The organism is Paramicrobacterium humi (assembly GCF_900105715.1).
In the GTDB taxonomy this organism is placed as follows: domain Bacteria; phylum Actinomycetota; class Actinomycetes; order Actinomycetales; family Microbacteriaceae; genus Paramicrobacterium; species Paramicrobacterium humi.
This window is the reverse complement of the sequence record NZ_FNRY01000001.1, coordinates 1,523,908-1,539,978: the sequence shown is the minus strand read 5'-3', so window position 1 is coordinate 1,539,978 and position 16,071 is coordinate 1,523,908. Positions and strand designations below refer to the sequence as shown.

The window sequence follows — 16,071 nt, the reverse complement described above, 5'->3', positions numbered from 1 at the left end:
CCGTGGGATCCCGCTTCACCGTCGCCATCACGGCCGACGCGGCGCAGCCCGACGGCAGCAGCGTGCACGGCGACCTGCGCCTGCGCGACCTCGAAGAGCACGGCATCGCATGGCGTGTGCTCGATCGATACGTCAATCCAATCCCGCCGGCGGACCTCGCCGACGTCGACGCGGTGTATTCGCTCGGTCACTTGCCCTTCGATGAAGAACTCGTCTCGCAGCTTCCGAGGCTGAAGCTTGTGGCGCGATTCGGCGCCGGAGTCGACACGATCGACCTGGACGCGTGCACGCGCGCCGGAGTGGTCGTGACGAACACCCCAGAGGCGATCCGCACTCCGCTCGCCCTCGCGACGGTGACGATGCTGCTCGGCGTGGCTCACCGGCTCGTGGCGAAGGACAGCATCACGCGGCGCTCCGCGTGGCGGGAGCGCAGCGAGTTTCGCGGTGCTCCGATGCGCGGCCGCACCGTCGGCATCGTCGGGTTCGGCGGTGTCGGCAGCGAGGTCGCACGCATGCTGCAGGCGCTTGGCTTCGCAGTGATCGGCAACAATCGTAGCGGGCGCAGTCCTCAGGCCGACGCCCTCGGCGTTGAGCTCGTCGAACGTGACGAGCTGCTCGCGCGCTCGGATTTCGTCGTGCTGTGCGCGGCGCTCACGTCCGAGACCGCGCGCATGATCGGTGCGCGAGAGCTTGGCCTGATGAAGAGTTCTGCTGCGCTGATCAACATGGGGCGAGGCGGGCTTGTCGACACCGATGCTCTCCGTCAGGCGCTCAAGAGTCGCACGATCGATGCGGCCGGGCTCGACGTGTTCGACCCCGAGCCGCTCGACCCCGATGATGAGCTGCTTTCGCTTCCGAACGTGACCCTCAGCCCGCACGCGCTGTGCTGGACGGCGGACTTCACGGAGGACGTCACTCGAGACGCGAACGCATCGATCATCGCCGTCGCGGAGGGCAGACGCCCCGAACGAGCGCTGAATCCGGCGGTCTTCGAGACCGCGGCGTGGCAGCGGAAGGCCGAAAAGGCAGCGTCGGTTCTCACGAGCTGACGCATTGTGCGAATGGAGGCACCGCCCGCGGGCGGTGCCTCCATTCGTGTGCCGGGGCTTACGGGCGGGACGCGGCCGCCTGTTCGTCCTCGAGCGGCAGCACCGCGGTCTGATCAGGGTCGTCCGCGGGTGCCTCGAGCGTCTCGTCGAGCTGCTCCTCGGCGGTGCGCTTCTGCACGGGCACGGCGCCCGTGAACTGACTGCCGCGAGCCTCGGCTTCGGGAGAGCCGGAGAACAGTCCAGCGTGGTCGCGCTGCGCCTCAGCGTCGGCGCCCTTCGGCGCCGAGCGCGTGGAGCGCCGGTCGGCATCCGGGCCGTCGACCATCTGCACGCGGGTGACGGGCAGCGAGTAGCGGCCGTCCTTCTGCAGCCAGGCGACGAGCTCCTCGCGCACGAGGCAGCGCAGGTCCCACAGCTTGCCCGAGTCATGCGCGGAGATCACGGCGCGCACGCGCACGAAGCCGCCGGTCGCGTCGGTGATCTGCAGGGAGGAGCTGCGGCCGTCCCACAGGTCGGTCGAGGCGAGCACCTCGTTGAAGCGGTCGCGCATGGCGGAGATGCCCACGCGCCAGTCGATGTCGAATTCCACGGTGCCGAGAATGAGGCTCGAGCGCCGGGTCCAGTTCGTGAACGGCTGGGTCGTGAAGTAGGTGCACGGCAGGATGAGCCGTCGTTCGTCCCAGATGTCGACGACGACGTACGCGAGCGTGATCTCGCCGATGCGTCCCCACTCGCCCTCGACAACGACGACATCGTCGACGCGCAGAGCGCCGCTGAAGGCGAGTTGGATGCCGGCGATGAGGTTGCCGAGAACCGATTGCGCCGCGAGACCGGCGATGATGCTGACGATTCCGGCGGAGGCGAGAACGCTCGCGCCGACGGCGCGGATGCCGGGGAAGGTCAGCAGGATCGCACCGATGGCGATGACGACGACGACGACGATGAGCAGGCGCCGCACGACGGTCATCTGCGTGCGCACGCGTCGGGCTGCCGCGTTGTCGGCCACGTCGATGCGGTAGCGCGCGTTCGAGAGGTCCTCCATAACGTAGACGAGGCCGACGAGCAGCCATCCGACGACGGCGATCACGGCGATGACGAATACGTGGTGGACGAACGATCGCCACTCGCGGTCGGGGTAGGGGAAGGTCGCGGCCATGACGATCCACAGCGCGATGAGGCCGATGCTGACGCGGATCGCGGGCTTGAGCCGCGCCCGGACGAGTTCGACGGTGGGCTTGCGCCGCCCGGCGAGCGTGAGCGAATAGCTCAGCGCACTGATCACGACGGCCACCACGATCGCTCCGACGACAAGGCCGATGCCGAACACGAGCCACCTCTGCCACATCTCCACAGAGTTCTCCTTCCGCTCAGAAGTCCTCCACGATGCCACAGCAGCCTTGGCGTCGCATCCGTGGCCGAGCCGGTCGGCCTGCTATGGCGCGGAGGGCCGGATGATGAGGCCGAGGTAGTCGGCGAGGCACGCCGCCATGTCGACGGAGTCGTCAAGCAGCCACTGGGTCTGTATGCCGTCCCAGAGGGCGACGATCGAGCTCGCGGCGCGCTCGATGTCGACGCCCTCTCGCAATCGACCGGCCGCCTCGAGCTTGCGCAGCTCGGCCGAGTACTCGTCGCGCAGCCGCGCGAAGCGGTGCTCGAAGTAGTCCCTCGCGGGGTAGTGCTCGGTCACGGACTCGCCGCACAGCACGGTGTAGAGCTCGATGAGTCCCGGCACGCCCTCGTTGAAACGGGCCTGGTCGATGAGGATCGTGGGGAAGTCCCGCGTCTCGTCCTCGAGCGGCCCCGTGTCGGCGACGACGTCCCTGCGGTTGAGCACGGCGACGAGAAGGTCCGCTTTGGACGGGAAGTAGTGCAGCAGGCTCGTCTGACTCATGCCGACGCGATCGGCGACGTCCTGCAGGGAGCCGCCCTGGTAGCCGCGCGCCGCGAACACCTCGAAGGCCGCGTCCACGATGCTGCGCCGACGCTCGGCGGACTTCGCATACGGGCCGCGGCGGCGGGGCCGAGCGTCGGTGTCCATGCTCAGAATCGTAGCCTCGCGGCATCCGTTCGTCGAATTTCGAGTATGCGCTCGAATTTGTGTTATCTTTCCTGACACCGGCCGCACGAGACGAGCGCGGCGACAGAATCGCACGAGGGCGAGCCTGTCCTCACAACGAAGTGAAAGGCACATGACACCACTCACACGACGACAGCTGCTGAGCATGGGTCTCAGCACGGCGGCGATCGGTGCGCTCGCCGGGTGCGCGACGCCCGGCACGACATCGGTTAACGCGCTGCCCACGATTCCTCCGGTGGCTTCGGGCGAGAAGATCACGCTCACCTACTGGGCGTGGCTCAAAGACCTGCAGAAGGTCGCCGACATCTGGAACGCCAAGAACCCCAACGTGCAGGTCGAGGCGGTCTGGATCCCCGGCGGCAACTCGGGCGGCTACCCCAAGATGTACTCCGCGCTCGCGGCCGGCGGCGGCCCCGACCTCGCGCAGGTCGAAATGCGCACGATCCCCGAGTTCATGCTCGTGAACGGGCTCGTCGACCTCTCGCGCTACGGCGCCGAGAAGCACGCCTCGAAGTTCGACCCCACCCTGTGGGGACAAGTGAGCTTCACGGGCGGCGTGTACGGGATCCCGCAGGACTCCGGCCCGATGGCCACGTTCTACCAGCCCGAGCTCTTCGAGACCGTCGGCGGCACGCCGCCTGCGACATGGGATGACTGGGCCGCGCTCGCGAAGGAGCTGCGGGGGCAGAAGATCTACCTCGACTGCTTCCCCATCTCGGACGCGAGCCCGTTCTGCGCGTTCGCCACGCAAGCGGGAGCGCAGTGGCTGACGCCCGAGGAGGACGGCTGGGTCATCAACATGACAGACGACGCGACGATGCGCGTCGCGAAGTTCTTCGATGCCGCCATCGACGACGACCTCGTCACGACGAGCTTCACCCCCTATTCCCCCGCGTGGTTTGCGGCAGCGGCCGACGGCAAGATCGCCTCGCTCACGAGCGCGAGCTGGGGCGACGCGCTCATCAAGGGCGTCGCCGGCGGTGAGGGCAAGTGGAAGGTCGCGCCCATGCCGCGGTGGGGTGACGAGGGCTACGGGTCGAGCTATCAGGGCGGCTCGACGGCCGCCGTTCTCGCGAACAGCAAGCACCCGAAAGAAGCTCTCGAGTTCGCCGTGTGGATGTGCACGTCGCACGAGGGAATCGACGCGATGATCAAGCACTGCGGCATCGGCTGGTCACCCGCCGCCGACTACATCGGCGCCGAGCGCCAGAAGCCGTCGGAGTTCTTCAGCGGCCAGAACTACAACGAAGAGGTGTTCGTTCCCGCCGCGAAGGAGCAGAACCCCGACTGGTCGTGGTGGCCCATCACGCAGCAGTCGTTCAACATCCTCTCCGACGGCTTCCGCCGCAAGGCCTCGGGCGGCACGCTCGTCGACGCCGTCGCCGCGGCGGAGAAGAACATCATGGCCGCGTTCCGCAACAAGGGGCTCAGCATTCGAAAGGCGGGCGCGTGATGACGACGACACGTCAGATGACCACCGGGTCGAAGACGACGGGCACGAGAACGGATGCCGCCAAGCGCGCGCCCTGGCTCCTGCTCGCTCCCTTCCTCCTGCTGTTCCTGTTCACGTTCATCCTGCCGATCCTCGTCGCGATCGGCTCGAGCTTCACGAAGGTCACGCGCAGCGGACTCTTCGGCGAGGCGGGCGTGACGAGCCAGTTCGCGTGGTTCGACAACTACGCCCTCGCCCTCGCCGACGGGAACTTCATCGCCTCGATCGGCCGCATGTTCCTGTTCGGCATCGTGCAGGTTCCCGTGATGATCATCGCCGCGACAGTGCTCGCGCTGCTGCTCGAGTCCGCGTCGGCGCGGTGGCCCGGGCTGTTCCGCGCCGCGTACTTCCTGCCCTACGGCGTTCCGGGCGTGATCGCGACGATCCTGTGGTCGTTCCTGTACGTTCCCGGACTGAGTCCCGTCGTCGACGTGGCGAGCTGGATGGGCATCGACGTCGACTTCCTCGGCGCTGGCAGCGTGCTGTGGTCGATCGCGAACATCGTGACCTGGAGCTACACGGGCTACAACATGCTCATCATCGTCGCCCAGCTCAAGTCGATCCCGACCGAGCTGTACGAGGCGGCGCGCGTTGACGGGGCGTCGTCGTGGCGAGTGGCTCGCAGCATCCAATTGCCTCTCATCGCGCCGGCGCTCGTGCTGACCACGGTGTTCTCGATCATCGGAACCCTGCAGCTGTTCGCCGAACCGCAAGTGCTGAAGACCGTGGCGCCGGCGATCGACAGCCAGTACACCCCGAACCTCTCCGCGTATACGACGGCGTTCGCGTACAACGACTACAACGTGGCGGCCGCGCAGGCCGTGCTCATCGCCGTCGTCGCATTCGTGCTGTCGTTCGCGTTCCTCCGCCTGACGAACAGGAAGAGCAAATGAGCACAACGACACTCAAGACAACGCAGCTGAAAGCCGTGAAGCCCGGCGGGCACGCCGACCGGGCGGCGGGAAAGCGCCGCTCCTCGACGATCATCGTCACGGGCGTGCTCGTCATCATCGCCCTGTACTTCGTCATCCCCGTGTACTGGGTCGTCATCGCGGCGACGAAGACGACGGAGGACCTGTTCTCCACCTACGGCTTCTGGCTCGCCCCGACGTTCGCGCTGTGGGACAACCTCGGCCAGGTGCTGACCTACGACGGCGGCATCTTCGTGCGCTGGTTCCTCAACTCGGTGCTGTACGCCGGCGTCGGCTCCCTTCTCGCGACGTACTTCGCCGCGATGGGCGGCTACGCGCTCGCGAAGTACCGCTTCCGCGGCAACAACTTCGTGTTCGGCACGATCCTCGGCGGCGTTCTCGTGCCGGGAACCGCGACGGCGCTCCCGCTGTTCCTGCTGTTCAGCCAGCTCGGCCTCGCGAACACGTACTGGAGCGTGCTTATCCCCTCGCTCGTGTCACCGTTCGGCCTGTTCCTGTGCCGCATCTACGCGCAGGCGACCGTCGACGACTCGCTGCTCGAGGCCGCGCGCCTCGACGGCGCGGGCGAGCTGCGCATCTTCCACACCGTTGGCCTGCGCATCCTGACACCGGCGCTCGTGACGGTGTTCCTGTTCCAGCTCGTCGGCATCTGGAACAACTACTTCCTGCCGCTCGTGATGCTCTCGGACTCGAAGCTGTACCCGATCACGCTCGGCCTCAACAACTGGCTCAGCCAGGTCGACCGGCTGCCCGAGTTCTACCAGCTCACCACGGGCGGCGTTCTGCTCTCGGTGATCCCCCTCGGGATCGCCATGATCGTGCTGCAGCGCTTCTGGCGCGGCGGCCTCACGGAAGGATCTGTCAAGGCATGACCGGCTACCTCACCGACCACTCCCCCGGCGCGGGCGCGCGGCGCCCCGCCCGCTCGTGGCTGCACAGCGATGCGCCGACGCTGTCGCTGAACGGCGACTGGCGCTTCCGGCTGCTGCCCGGCGCCCCGGGGCAGCCCGGCGCGGGCGGCGTGCTGCCCTCCGGCGAGGACGTCGATGATCTCGCGCGCGTCGATTTCGACGACTCGGGCTGGGACACGATGCCCGTGCCCGCGCACTGGGTGCTGCAGGGCGACGGGCGCTACGGCGCCCCGATCTACACGAACGTGCAGTTCCCGTTCCCCGTCGATGCGCCCCACGTGCCGGATGAGAACGCGACGGGCGACTACCGGCGCGGCTTCGACCTGCCCGAGTCGTGGTCGGATGCCGAGACGATCGTTCTGCGATTCGACGGCGTCGAGTCGCGCTATTCGGTGTGGCTGAACGGCGAGTGGATCGGCTGGGGTTCCGGCAGCCGGCTCGCGCAGGAGTTCGACGTGACGGATGCCGTGCGACCCGGCTCGAACACGATCGCCGTGCGCGTGCACCAGTGGTCGGCGGGCAGCTACCTCGAAGACCAGGACCAGTGGTGGCTGCCCGGCATCTTCCGCGACGTGACCCTGCAGGCCCGGCCGGTCGGCGGCATCGACGACGTGTGGCTGCGGGCGGGGCTCGAGGCGGACGGCGCCGGCGTCATCACGCCGCAGCTGGCGGCATCCGATCGGGCCTTCCCGATCTCCCTGCGCGTTCCCGAGCTCGGCGTCGACGTGGAGTGGGCCTCCGCCGCCGACGCCGCGCCCGTGCGGGTGAAGGCGGTCGAGCCGTGGTCGGCGGAGGTGCCGCGGCTGTACGACGCGACCGTGTCGAGCGGGGCGGAGACGATCTCGCTTCGGCTCGGCTTCCGCACCGTGACGATCGAGGGCGACCAGTTCCTCGTCAACGGCGAGCGCGTCGTGTTCCACGGCGTCAACCGGCACGAGACGCACCCCGAGCGCGGCCGCGTGTTCGACGAGGAGTGGGCGCGGGAAGATCTCGCCCTCATGAAGCGGTTCAACGTCAACGCGATCCGCACGAGCCACTACCCGCCGCACCCGCGGCTGCTGGACCTCGCCGACGAGCTGGGCTTCTGGGTGATCCTCGAGTGCGATCTCGAGACGCACGGCTTCGAGCGCGGCGGCTGGGTCGACAACCCGAGCGATGACCCGGCGTGGCGCGACGCGTACCTCGACCGCATCGAGCGCACCGTCGAGCGCGACAAGAACCACCCGTCGATCGTGATCTGGTCGCTCGGCAACGAGTCCGGAACCGGGCAGAACCTCGCCGCGATGGCCGCGTGGGTGCACGACCGCGACCCCGAGCGCCCCGTGCACTACGAAGGCGACTACTCGGGCGCGTACACCGACGTGTACTCCCGCATGTACTCCTCGATTCCCGAGACCGACGCGATCGGCCGTGACGACTCCCGCTCGCTGCTTCTCGGCTGCTCGGCCGCCGAGTCGGCCAGGCAGCGCACGAAGCCGTTCCTGCTGTGCGAGTACATCCACGCGATGGGCAACGGGCCCGGCGCGATCGACCAGTACGAGGACCTCGTCTGGCGGCACCCGCGGCTGCACGGCGGCTTCGTGTGGGAGTGGCGCGACCACGGCATCCGCACGACGGACGCGAACGGCGCCGAGTACTTCGGCTACGGCGGCGACTTCGGCGAGGTCGTCCACGACGGCAACTTCGTCATGGACGGCATGGTGCTGCCCGATTCGACGCCGACGCCGGGATTGTTCGAGTACAAGCAGGTCGTCGCGCCGGTTCGCCTCCAGGTGAGGGATGCCGCGGACGGCTCGCTCGCCCTCACGGTGACGAACCGCCGCCACACCGCCGACACGAGCGACCTCGAGTTCCGCTGGCGCGTTGAGTCCGACGGCGTGGAGCGCGCGAGCGGCGTCATCCACGTCGATCCGGTCGCCGCTGGCACGACGGCTGCCGTCGCACTTCCCGAGCTCGACGTCCCGCAGTCCGGCGAAGGTTGGCTGACCGTCGACGCCGTGCTGCGCGAGGCGACGCCGTGGGCGCCCGCGGGACACGAGATCGTGTTCACGCAGCACGCGCTGCGACGCGCGACGTTCGCGGCCCCGCGCATCGCGGCATCCGGGGTCGGCGGGGCCGCTCCCGCCTCGCGCACGCTCGGTCCCGCCGAGTTCGAGCACGGCGAGCTCGTGCGTCTCGCCGGCCAGCCGGTCTCCGGGCCGCGGCTCGAGCTGTGGCGCGGGCCGACCGACAACGACCGCGGGCAGGGTCGCGGCTCCTACGACGGGACGGACCCGTGGGAGAACAACGGCAACGGCGTTCCCGCGCCGGCGTACGACGAGATCTGGCAGGCCGCCGGGCTCGACCGACTGACCTCGCGGGTCGAGCTCGCCGAGGCTGGGGAGGATGCCGTCCACGTGCGGCGCCGCTGGTCGGCGGCAAACGAGCGCGCGACGGTCACCACGGACGAGCGCTGGCAGCTCGTCCACGGCGAACTGTGGCTACGGGCCGACATCGAGCCGAGCACCGGCTGGGACATCGTGTGGCCGCGCATCGGCCTGCGCTTCGACCTGCCCGGCTCGGTCGACGGGGCGAGCTGGTTCGGCACGGGGCCCCTCGAGTCGTACCCCGACAGCCGGCACGCCGCGCGCGTCGGCCGATTCGACGCCGCCCTCGACGAGCTCACCGTGCACTACTCGCGACCGCAGGAGACCGGGCATCGCAGTGACCTGCGCTCGCTCACGGTGCGACGCGACAACGGCGACTGGCTGCGGGTGGATGCCGCGCCCGACGCGCGCGGGCGCCGCCCCGGCTTCACGCTCACGCGCAACACGGCTCAGCAGCTCGACGCCGCGCGGCATCCGCACGAGCTGCCCGACACCGGGACGACGTATTTGTACGTCGACGCGGCGCAGAACGGGCTCGGCTCGCGGGCGTGCGGCCCGGACGTGTGGCCCGACTTCCTGCTGCGCCCCGAGGCGCGCACGATCACGCTGCGGTTCGGCGCCCTGTAGCCGCGGCAGAGAGCCGGAGCAGGGCTACGCTGTCCACTCCGGCTCTCAGCCGCCTGTGCGCGTTTCCCCAGGAGCGTGACCGAAGTCAAGCCCCTGTCCGCGCCGGCGGATGCACGCTAACTTGCGAGTGTCAGCGTTCGTGCCACAGCGCGAGCGACCGCTTAGACGCTTCGCCCGACTCTGCCACAGCGGCAGCGCGGGACGAGCGAGATGGGATGAGACAGCTCATGAGCATCGGAACCGGAATCGCCCTCTTCGTCATCGGGGCGATCTTGACCTTCGCGATCAACGTCGACGCGGGACCTGTGAACCTCGACCTGATCGGCTACATCCTGATGGGCGCGGGCGTCGTGGTGTTCATCATCGGCATCGCGCTGCTGTTCCGCCGCCGTTCGAGCGTCTCGACGACCCGCTCCGCGGTCGACCCGGCGAACGGTGAGCGCGTGACGCGCCGCAGCACCGACAGCGACGACCCGATCGCTTGACGTGGGCGAGTACCGCTCGTGCACGCAGCCCTATGACTGACGCTCTCGCATCCCCCCGCAGAACGGGAGAACTTCTCGACGGCCGATACCGACTCGAGGAGCGGATCGGCTCCGGCGGAATGGCAACCGTCTACCGCGCCGTCGACGAGTCCCTCGGTCGCACAGTCGCCGTGAAGCTCTTCCCGCCTGGCACGGCGGAGCCAACTGATGCTCAGCGCAAAGCATCAGAGACTCGCGTTCTCGCGTCGCTCAACCACCATGCCCTTGTGACGCTGTTCGACGCCAACGTCTCCTCTGACGACGGCGCATACCTCGTCATGGAGTACATCTCCGGTCCGACGCTCGCACAGCGCATCGAGGAGTCTCCGCTGCCGAGCGCGGAAGTGGCCGCCATGGCGCTCGACCTGGCCGACGCGCTGCACGTCGTGCACGAGGCGCGCATCGTGCACCGGGACATCAAGCCCTCCAACGTGCTGTTGAGGCCCTCGCCGACAACGGAACCCGCGTTCCGGGCGAAACTCGCCGATTTCGGCATCGCGTACCTCATCGACAGCGCGCGCCTGACCACGCCGGGGCTCGTCGTCGGCACCGTCGCCTACCTCAGTCCCGAGCAAGTGCGCGGCGCCTCTCCCGCTCCTCCCGCCGACGTGTACGCGCTCGGCCTCGTTCTGCTCGAGGCGCTCACGGGCCGGCGCGCCTACCCGCAGCCGGATCGGAACGAAGCCTTGTTCGCGCGGCTCAACGAGGCGCCCGAGATCCCCGGGTCGCTCGGCTACGAATGGAAGTCGCTGCTGACCGCGATGACGGCGACCGATCCTGACGACCGCCCAACGGCGCTCGAGGTCGCGGCGGCCGTCAGAACGATGAACACGAACAACGCGAGCCCCGTCGATCCCGACATCACGAGCGCTATGACGGCGCCCGTCATGGCGGACGCGGATGCCGCCGACGCGCCGACCGTGCGGTTCGACAACGCCGAGACGCCGACCAAGCCGGCGCCGGTGACCCCATCCTCGACTGGCGACGAGCCCAGAACCGACTCGACGCCCGCGACGGCGCCGAGCACCGCCGACTCCCCCGAGACCCGGAACCCGCGCCGCGCCTTGCGACGCTGGATTCTCGTCGCCGTTCTCGTCCTGATCGTGGCGGCGGTGATCGCGGGCCTCGTGCTCTGGCCGATGCTTCAGTCGGGCGGAACCGCGTCAGCACCGGATCTGCCGACGCTCCCCGCTCCGCTTTCGACTCACCTCGACCAGCTCATGAAGGAGGTGTCGCCATGATGGCGCCGCGAGCACGCAAGCGCAGAGTGGTCTCCGCCGTCGGAGCGACGCTCCTCGTCGTGGGCCTGGTGACCGGCTGCACGGCCCCGGCCGGCGACATCACCGTCGACACCGCGCGCAGCATGCAAGCGACAGTCGTCGCGATAGCGGATGCCGCGGCCGACGATGACACCGAGAGCGCTCTGGCCGCGCTGAACAAGCTCGAGGCTCAACTCACGGCGGGCCTCGGCAACGGCACGATCGACGCCGAGCGTGGGGCCGCCATCAAGTCGACGATCGAGCTCGTGCGCGCCGACCTCGAGTCACCGAAGACGGAACCGTCGAGCACGCCGACGACCACTCCCGAGACGACCGCGCCGGTCGACAACTCGAACAACAGCGGCGGCAACGACACCACGCCCAAGGACACCGAAAAGGAGAAGAAGGACAAGAAGGAGAAGCAGGAGAAGAGCAACAACGGAAACAACGGGAACGGGAACAACGGGAACGGCAACAGCGGAAACAACGGAAACAACGGCAACGGCAACGGGAACAACGGCAACGGAAACGGAAATGGCGGCGACGACGCCGGCGATACCGGCGGCGACACGGGCGGCGACACCGGAGGCACGCCGGCTCCTGCCCCGACCCCCACGCCCTAGTGTGGAGGTGCTCCCGCGCACCGATGCGCCCGTCCCACGATCGGAGTAGCCGTGGTTGAGAAGAGTCCCGTCCTGTGGCTGTGCGCGACCTGCGGCGTCGAGTACGCACCGAGCATGGAGCCGCCCGCCGAATGCCCGATCTGCGAAGACGAGCGGCAGTACGTGCCGGCGACCGGACAGCGCTGGACGACGCTTGACGAGCTGCGCGACACAGGCCATTTCGTCGAGGTCTTCCCCGTCGCAGACCGGCTGTGGGGAATCAGGGCCGACGGCGTGGGCATCGACCAGCAGGGGATGCTCGTGCAGACCGAGGCGGGGAACCTGCTCTTCGATGTGCCCGGGCTGATCGATGCTGCTGCGATCGAGCGCGTGCGCGAGCTTGGCGGCATCCGTCATATCGTCGCGAGCCATCCGCACATGTACGGCGCGCAGTCCGCCTGGAGCGAGGCGTTCGAGAACGCGACGATCTGGGTCGCCGAAGCCGACAAGCGCTGGCTCGGGTATCGGCCGGACGCCGTGCGCACGTGGAGCGAGCCGTTCGAGGTGCTGCCTGGCATCCGGCTCGACCAGATCGGCGGGCACTTCCCCGGCAGCACGCTCGCGCACTGGTCAGCCGGCGCCGACGGGCGTGGCATGCTGTTCGCGGGTGACGCGATCTTCCCCACTCCCGACGGGAACGTCACGTTCCTGCGCAGCTACCCGAACCGCATCCCGCTCTCAGCCGCCGTCATCCGCCGCATGGCCGACTTCGTCTCCCGCTTCGATTTCGACGTGCTCTACAACAACTTCGGATCGAGCGCGGGTCCGGATGCCGCCACCATCGTGCAGTTCTCGGCCAAGCGCTACATCGACTGGGTGAGCGGAGCGAACGACGATCTGACCTGACGCGCTCTGCATCCCACCGCCTGAATTCAACACTGTCGTTCAGTTGCCAGCCACGACCGACTACCGTTGTGTCAATGACAGCTCACGAATCGAGCGGAACGGCGACCGTCGACCCCGCAGACACTCCCGAGGTCCCGTCGTTCTCCGAGCTCGGGCTCAGCGAGCCCGTGCTCAAGGCCGTTCGCGACATCGGCTACGAGACCCCGTCGGCCATTCAGGCGGCAACGATCCCCACTCTGCTCGACGGGCGCGACGTCGTCGGGCTCGCGCAGACCGGCACGGGGAAGACGGCGGCGTTCGCGCTGCCGATCCTCTCCCGGATCGACGCCGGGCAGAAGGCGCCGCAGGCTCTCGTGCTCTCCCCCACGCGCGAGCTCGCTCTGCAGGTCTGCGAGGCGTTCGAGCAGTACGCGTCGCACTTGCGCGGCATCCACGTCCTTCCCGTCTACGGCGGGCAGGCGTACGGCGTGCAGCTCTCGGCGCTGCGACGCGGCGTGCACGTGGTCGTCGGAACACCCGGGCGCATCATGGACCACATCGCCAAGGGCACTCTCGACCTCTCCGAGATCAAGTACCTCGTTCTCGACGAGGCCGACGAGATGCTCAAGATGGGCTTTGCCGAAGATGTCGAGACGATCCTCGCCGAGACGCCGGAAGAGAAGCAGGTCGCCCTGTTCTCGGCGACGATGCCGGCGCAGATCCGGCGCATCTCGAAGCAGTACCTGCGGGATGCCGAGGAGATCTCGGTCAAGGGCAAGACAACGACGTCGGCGAACATCAGCCAGCGCTACCTCATGGTGTCGTACCCGCAGAAGGTCGACGCGCTCACGCGGATCCTCGAGGTGGAGAACTTCGAGGGCATGATCATCTTCGTCCGCACGAAGAGCGAGACCGAGACGCTCGCCGAGAAGCTGCGCGCTCGCGGCTACTCCGCCGCAGCGATCAGCGGCGACGTCGCCCAGGCGCAGCGCGAGCGCACGGTGAACCAGCTGAAGTCCGGCAAGCTCGACATTCTCGTCGCGACCGATGTCGCCGCGCGCGGACTCGACGTCGACCGCATCAGCCACGTCGTCAACTACGACATCCCGATCGACACGGAGTCGTACGTGCACCGCATCGGCCGCACGGGGCGGGCGGGTCGCAGCGGCGCGGCGATCAGCTTCGTCACTCCGCGCGAGCGCCGTCTGCTCGGGGCGATCGAGAAGGCGACCCGGCAGCCGTTGACGCAGATGCAGCTGCCGAGCGTGGAGGACGTGAACGTCTCGCGCCTCACCCGGTTCGACGACGCGATCACGTCGGCGCTCGCGCAGGACGGCCGGATTGCGGCGTTCCGCGACATCATCGGCCACTATGTGTCGCACCACGACGTGCCCGAGGCGGACGTCGCGGCCGCCCTCGCGATCGTCGCGCAGGGAGACACGCCGCTGCTGCTCTCCGCCGAGGACGAGCTCGTCCAGCTGCGCGAACGCGATGAGCGCGGCGGGAAGGCCGACCGCGGCGAGCGCCGTCGGCGCTCCAACACCGCAATGGCGCCGTACCGCATCGAAGTCGGCCGGCGTCAGCGCGTCGAGCCGCGCCAGATCGTCGGCGCCCTCGCGAACGAGGGCGGACTGAGCCGGGACGATTTCGGGGCGATCCAGATCCGTCCGGACTTCTCGATCGTCGAGCTGCCGGCCGATCTGTCCGACGACGTGCTCACGCGGCTGCGTGACACCCGCATCGGCGGGACGCTCATCGAGATCAAACCCGACCGGGGACCGCGCCGTCGGCGTGAGGACCGCGACGGCGGCCCGCGCAGAGGTCATGACTCACGCGGTGAGCGTCCGTTCCGCAAGCCGCGTCACAAGTAGGCCCGCATCCCGTTTGGGAGCCACAACAGCCGATGGGAGCCTGGATATCCAGGCTCCCATCGGCGTTTCTGATTCCCCCCTCAGCCCCGGCTACACGAGCGCGTCCGCCTCGCGGAATGCGCCGCGGTACTGCGCCGCCGGGTGCCGCTCGTTCAAGCGCGGCTGCCCGAACAGCTTCTCGCGCAGCGTCGCCCCCTCGCCGTACTCCGTCTTCGCGAGGCCACGCTCCCGCAGCACGGGCAGCACGCTGTCCGCGAACTCCGCGAACGAGCCGGGGATCACCCAGTTGATGACGTTGACGCCGTCGATGCCGGCGGCCTGCCACACCTCGAGCTGGTCGGCGATCGACTCGGGCGTGCCGATAATGGCGCTGTTGCGCGCCCGCAGGATCGCGAGGTCGGCGACGACGGGCTCCCGGTCGGTGATGTACCGCGACACCCACTCCACGAAGCCGCGCGCCGAGTTCGTCTGCACGTCCTTCAGCGGCGTCTCCGGCGGGTACACGCGTCCGTCGGGGTCCACAATCGCGGAGTGCGCGGAGTAGCCGTCGACAGACACGTACTTCATGTACTCGTCGGCCTTCGCCTGCGCTTCCTCCTCGGTGTCGCCGATGATGAAGCTCAGCCCCTGGAAGAACTTGATGTCCTCGGGCTTGCGTCCGTACTCGACGGCGAGCGCGCGCGTCTCGTCGATCTGCTGCCGCGCGATCTCGGGACTCGGCGCGACGATGAACGTGGCCTCGGCGTTGCGCGCGGCGAATCGGCGCCCCGCGACCGACGAGCCCGCCTGGTACAGCACGGGCGTGCGCTGCGGCGACGGCGACGGCAGGTGCGGTCCCTCGACGCTGTATCGCGCGCTCTTGTGGTGGATCTTGTGCACCCGGCTGACGTCGGAGTAGGCGCCGTCGCGGTCCTTCAGCACGGCGTCGTCGTCCCACGAGCCCTCCCACAGCTTGTAGACGACGTCGACGTACTCTTCCGCCCACTCGTACCGGGCGTCGTGGTCGACGAGCTTCTCGAGCCCGAAGTTGCGGGCGCCGTTGTCCTGCATTCCCGTGACGACGTTCCACGCCACGCGGCCGCGCGTGATGTGGTCGAGCGTCGAGATCTGCCGCGCGAACTGGAACGGGTGGCTCTGCATGACGTTCGAGGTGAGCGCGAGCCCGAGGTGCGTCGTGTTCACGGCGAGCGCCGCAAGCAGCACGGTCGGGTCGTTGCTCGGAATCTGCAGCCCCTCGTTCACGTACACGTCGTAGGGCGCGTCGGCGTCGCCGTACAGTCCCGTGACGTCGGCGAAGAACATGCCGTCGAACTTCGCCGCCTCGAGCAGCTTCGCGAGCTCGATCCACGTGTCGACGTCGTTGAACTCGGTCTGCCCGGCGTCGGGCCGGCGCCACTGCCCGTGGTGGATGTGCGAGGTCGTGTTCATGACGAAGGCGTTGAACAGCAGAGGTATTGTCATTGTCGGTGTCTCTTT

At 68.5% G+C, this 16,071-nt stretch carries 13 protein-coding genes; 10 read left to right on the top strand and 3 right to left on the bottom strand.

Annotated features, from left to right (window positions below; genetic code table 11):
- Nucleotides 1–2: 2 nt before the first annotated feature.
- The gene (locus BLV49_RS07705) at nt 3–1,049 is read left to right on the top strand and encodes an NAD(P)-dependent oxidoreductase (protein WP_176980766.1); all 1,047 of its coding nucleotides are present in this window, start codon (nt 3–5) and stop codon (nt 1,047–1,049) included.
- A 58-nt stretch (nt 1,050–1,107) separates the two neighbouring features.
- Here BLV49_RS07705 and BLV49_RS07700 read toward each other — a convergent pair whose 3' ends face one another.
- The gene (locus BLV49_RS07700) at nt 1,108–2,394 is read right to left on the bottom strand and encodes a mechanosensitive ion channel family protein (protein ID WP_091186987.1); all 1,287 of its coding nucleotides are present in this window, start codon (nt 2,392–2,394) and stop codon (nt 1,108–1,110) included.
- An 87-nt stretch (nt 2,395–2,481) separates the two neighbouring features.
- On the bottom strand, nt 2,482–3,087 hold the full coding sequence (locus BLV49_RS07695; protein WP_091182268.1) for a TetR/AcrR family transcriptional regulator: 606 nt from the start codon (nt 3,085–3,087) through the stop codon (nt 2,482–2,484).
- A gap of 151 nt (nt 3,088–3,238) precedes the next feature.
- On the opposite strand from BLV49_RS07695, the gene BLV49_RS07690 reads away from it, so the two are divergent.
- The 9 genes from BLV49_RS07690 to BLV49_RS07650 all read left to right on the top strand — a co-directional run bounded on the left by BLV49_RS07690 (nt 3,239) and on the right by BLV49_RS07650 (nt 14,595).
- Entirely contained in the window at nt 3,239–4,579 is a 1,341-nt protein-coding gene (locus tag BLV49_RS07690) for an ABC transporter substrate-binding protein (protein WP_091182264.1), read from the top strand.
- Nucleotides 4,579–5,511 (top strand): carbohydrate ABC transporter permease, encoded by a 933-nt coding sequence (locus BLV49_RS07685; RefSeq protein WP_091182261.1) that lies wholly within the window; start codon nt 4,579–4,581, stop codon nt 5,509–5,511. Before BLV49_RS07690 ends, BLV49_RS07685 begins: the two co-directional genes overlap by 1 nt.
- Nucleotides 5,508–6,422 (top strand): carbohydrate ABC transporter permease, encoded by a 915-nt coding sequence (locus BLV49_RS07680; protein WP_091182257.1) that lies wholly within the window; start codon nt 5,508–5,510, stop codon nt 6,420–6,422. Before BLV49_RS07685 ends, BLV49_RS07680 begins: the two co-directional genes overlap by 4 nt.
- Nucleotides 6,419–9,454, top strand: a complete 3,036-nt coding sequence (locus BLV49_RS07675; protein WP_091182254.1) for a glycoside hydrolase family 2 TIM barrel-domain containing protein — start codon at nt 6,419–6,421, stop codon at nt 9,452–9,454. Before BLV49_RS07680 ends, BLV49_RS07675 begins: the two co-directional genes overlap by 4 nt.
- A 227-nt stretch (nt 9,455–9,681) precedes the next feature.
- Nucleotides 9,682–9,939 (top strand): DUF6458 family protein, encoded by a 258-nt coding sequence (locus tag BLV49_RS07670; RefSeq protein WP_091186984.1) that lies wholly within the window; start codon nt 9,682–9,684, stop codon nt 9,937–9,939.
- A 32-nt stretch (nt 9,940–9,971) separates the two neighbouring features.
- Nucleotides 9,972–11,219, top strand: a complete 1,248-nt coding sequence (locus BLV49_RS07665) for a serine/threonine-protein kinase (RefSeq protein ID WP_091182250.1) — start codon at nt 9,972–9,974, stop codon at nt 11,217–11,219.
- The gene (locus tag BLV49_RS17040) at nt 11,216–11,860 is read left to right on the top strand and encodes a hypothetical protein (protein ID WP_218132610.1); all 645 of its coding nucleotides are present in this window, start codon (nt 11,216–11,218) and stop codon (nt 11,858–11,860) included. The genes BLV49_RS07665 and BLV49_RS17040 overlap by 4 nt, the downstream gene beginning before the upstream one ends.
- A gap of 51 nt (nt 11,861–11,911) precedes the next feature.
- Nucleotides 11,912–12,745 (top strand): MBL fold metallo-hydrolase, encoded by an 834-nt coding sequence (locus BLV49_RS07655; RefSeq protein WP_245723577.1) that lies wholly within the window; start codon nt 11,912–11,914, stop codon nt 12,743–12,745.
- Nucleotides 12,746–12,819: 74 nt separating this feature from the next.
- The gene (locus BLV49_RS07650) at nt 12,820–14,595 is read left to right on the top strand and encodes a DEAD/DEAH box helicase (protein WP_091182243.1); all 1,776 of its coding nucleotides are present in this window, start codon (nt 12,820–12,822) and stop codon (nt 14,593–14,595) included.
- Between the two features lie 90 nt (nt 14,596–14,685).
- Here BLV49_RS07650 and BLV49_RS07645 read toward each other — a convergent pair whose 3' ends face one another.
- The gene (locus BLV49_RS07645) at nt 14,686–16,056 is read right to left on the bottom strand and encodes an LLM class flavin-dependent oxidoreductase (RefSeq protein ID WP_091182241.1); all 1,371 of its coding nucleotides are present in this window, start codon (nt 16,054–16,056) and stop codon (nt 14,686–14,688) included.
- Nucleotides 16,057–16,071: the final 15 nt, after the last annotated feature.

What these genes read in the sequence shown, in the direction of transcription:
- BLV49_RS07645 (WP_091182241.1), bottom strand. Translation starts at nt 16,056, where the DNA reads ATGACAATACCTCTGCTGTTCAACGCCTTCGTCATGAACACGACCTCG.
- BLV49_RS07685 (WP_091182261.1), top strand. Translation starts at nt 4,579, where the DNA reads ATGACGACGACACGTCAGATGACCACCGGGTCGAAGACGACGGGCACG.
- BLV49_RS07690 (WP_091182264.1), top strand. Translation starts at nt 3,239, where the DNA reads ATGACACCACTCACACGACGACAGCTGCTGAGCATGGGTCTCAGCACG.
- BLV49_RS17040 (WP_218132610.1), top strand. Translation starts at nt 11,216, where the DNA reads ATGATGGCGCCGCGAGCACGCAAGCGCAGAGTGGTCTCCGCCGTCGGA.
- BLV49_RS07695 (WP_091182268.1), bottom strand. Translation starts at nt 3,087, where the DNA reads ATGGACACCGACGCTCGGCCCCGCCGCCGCGGCCCGTATGCGAAGTCC.
- BLV49_RS07670 (WP_091186984.1), top strand. Translation starts at nt 9,682, where the DNA reads ATGAGCATCGGAACCGGAATCGCCCTCTTCGTCATCGGGGCGATCTTG.
- BLV49_RS07675 (WP_091182254.1), top strand. Translation starts at nt 6,419, where the DNA reads ATGACCGGCTACCTCACCGACCACTCCCCCGGCGCGGGCGCGCGGCGC.
- BLV49_RS07665 (WP_091182250.1), top strand. Translation starts at nt 9,972, where the DNA reads ATGACTGACGCTCTCGCATCCCCCCGCAGAACGGGAGAACTTCTCGAC.
- BLV49_RS07650 (WP_091182243.1), top strand. Translation starts at nt 12,820, where the DNA reads ATGACAGCTCACGAATCGAGCGGAACGGCGACCGTCGACCCCGCAGAC.
- BLV49_RS07680 (WP_091182257.1), top strand. Translation starts at nt 5,508, where the DNA reads ATGAGCACAACGACACTCAAGACAACGCAGCTGAAAGCCGTGAAGCCC.
- BLV49_RS07700 (WP_091186987.1), bottom strand. Translation starts at nt 2,394, where the DNA reads ATGTGGCAGAGGTGGCTCGTGTTCGGCATCGGCCTTGTCGTCGGAGCG.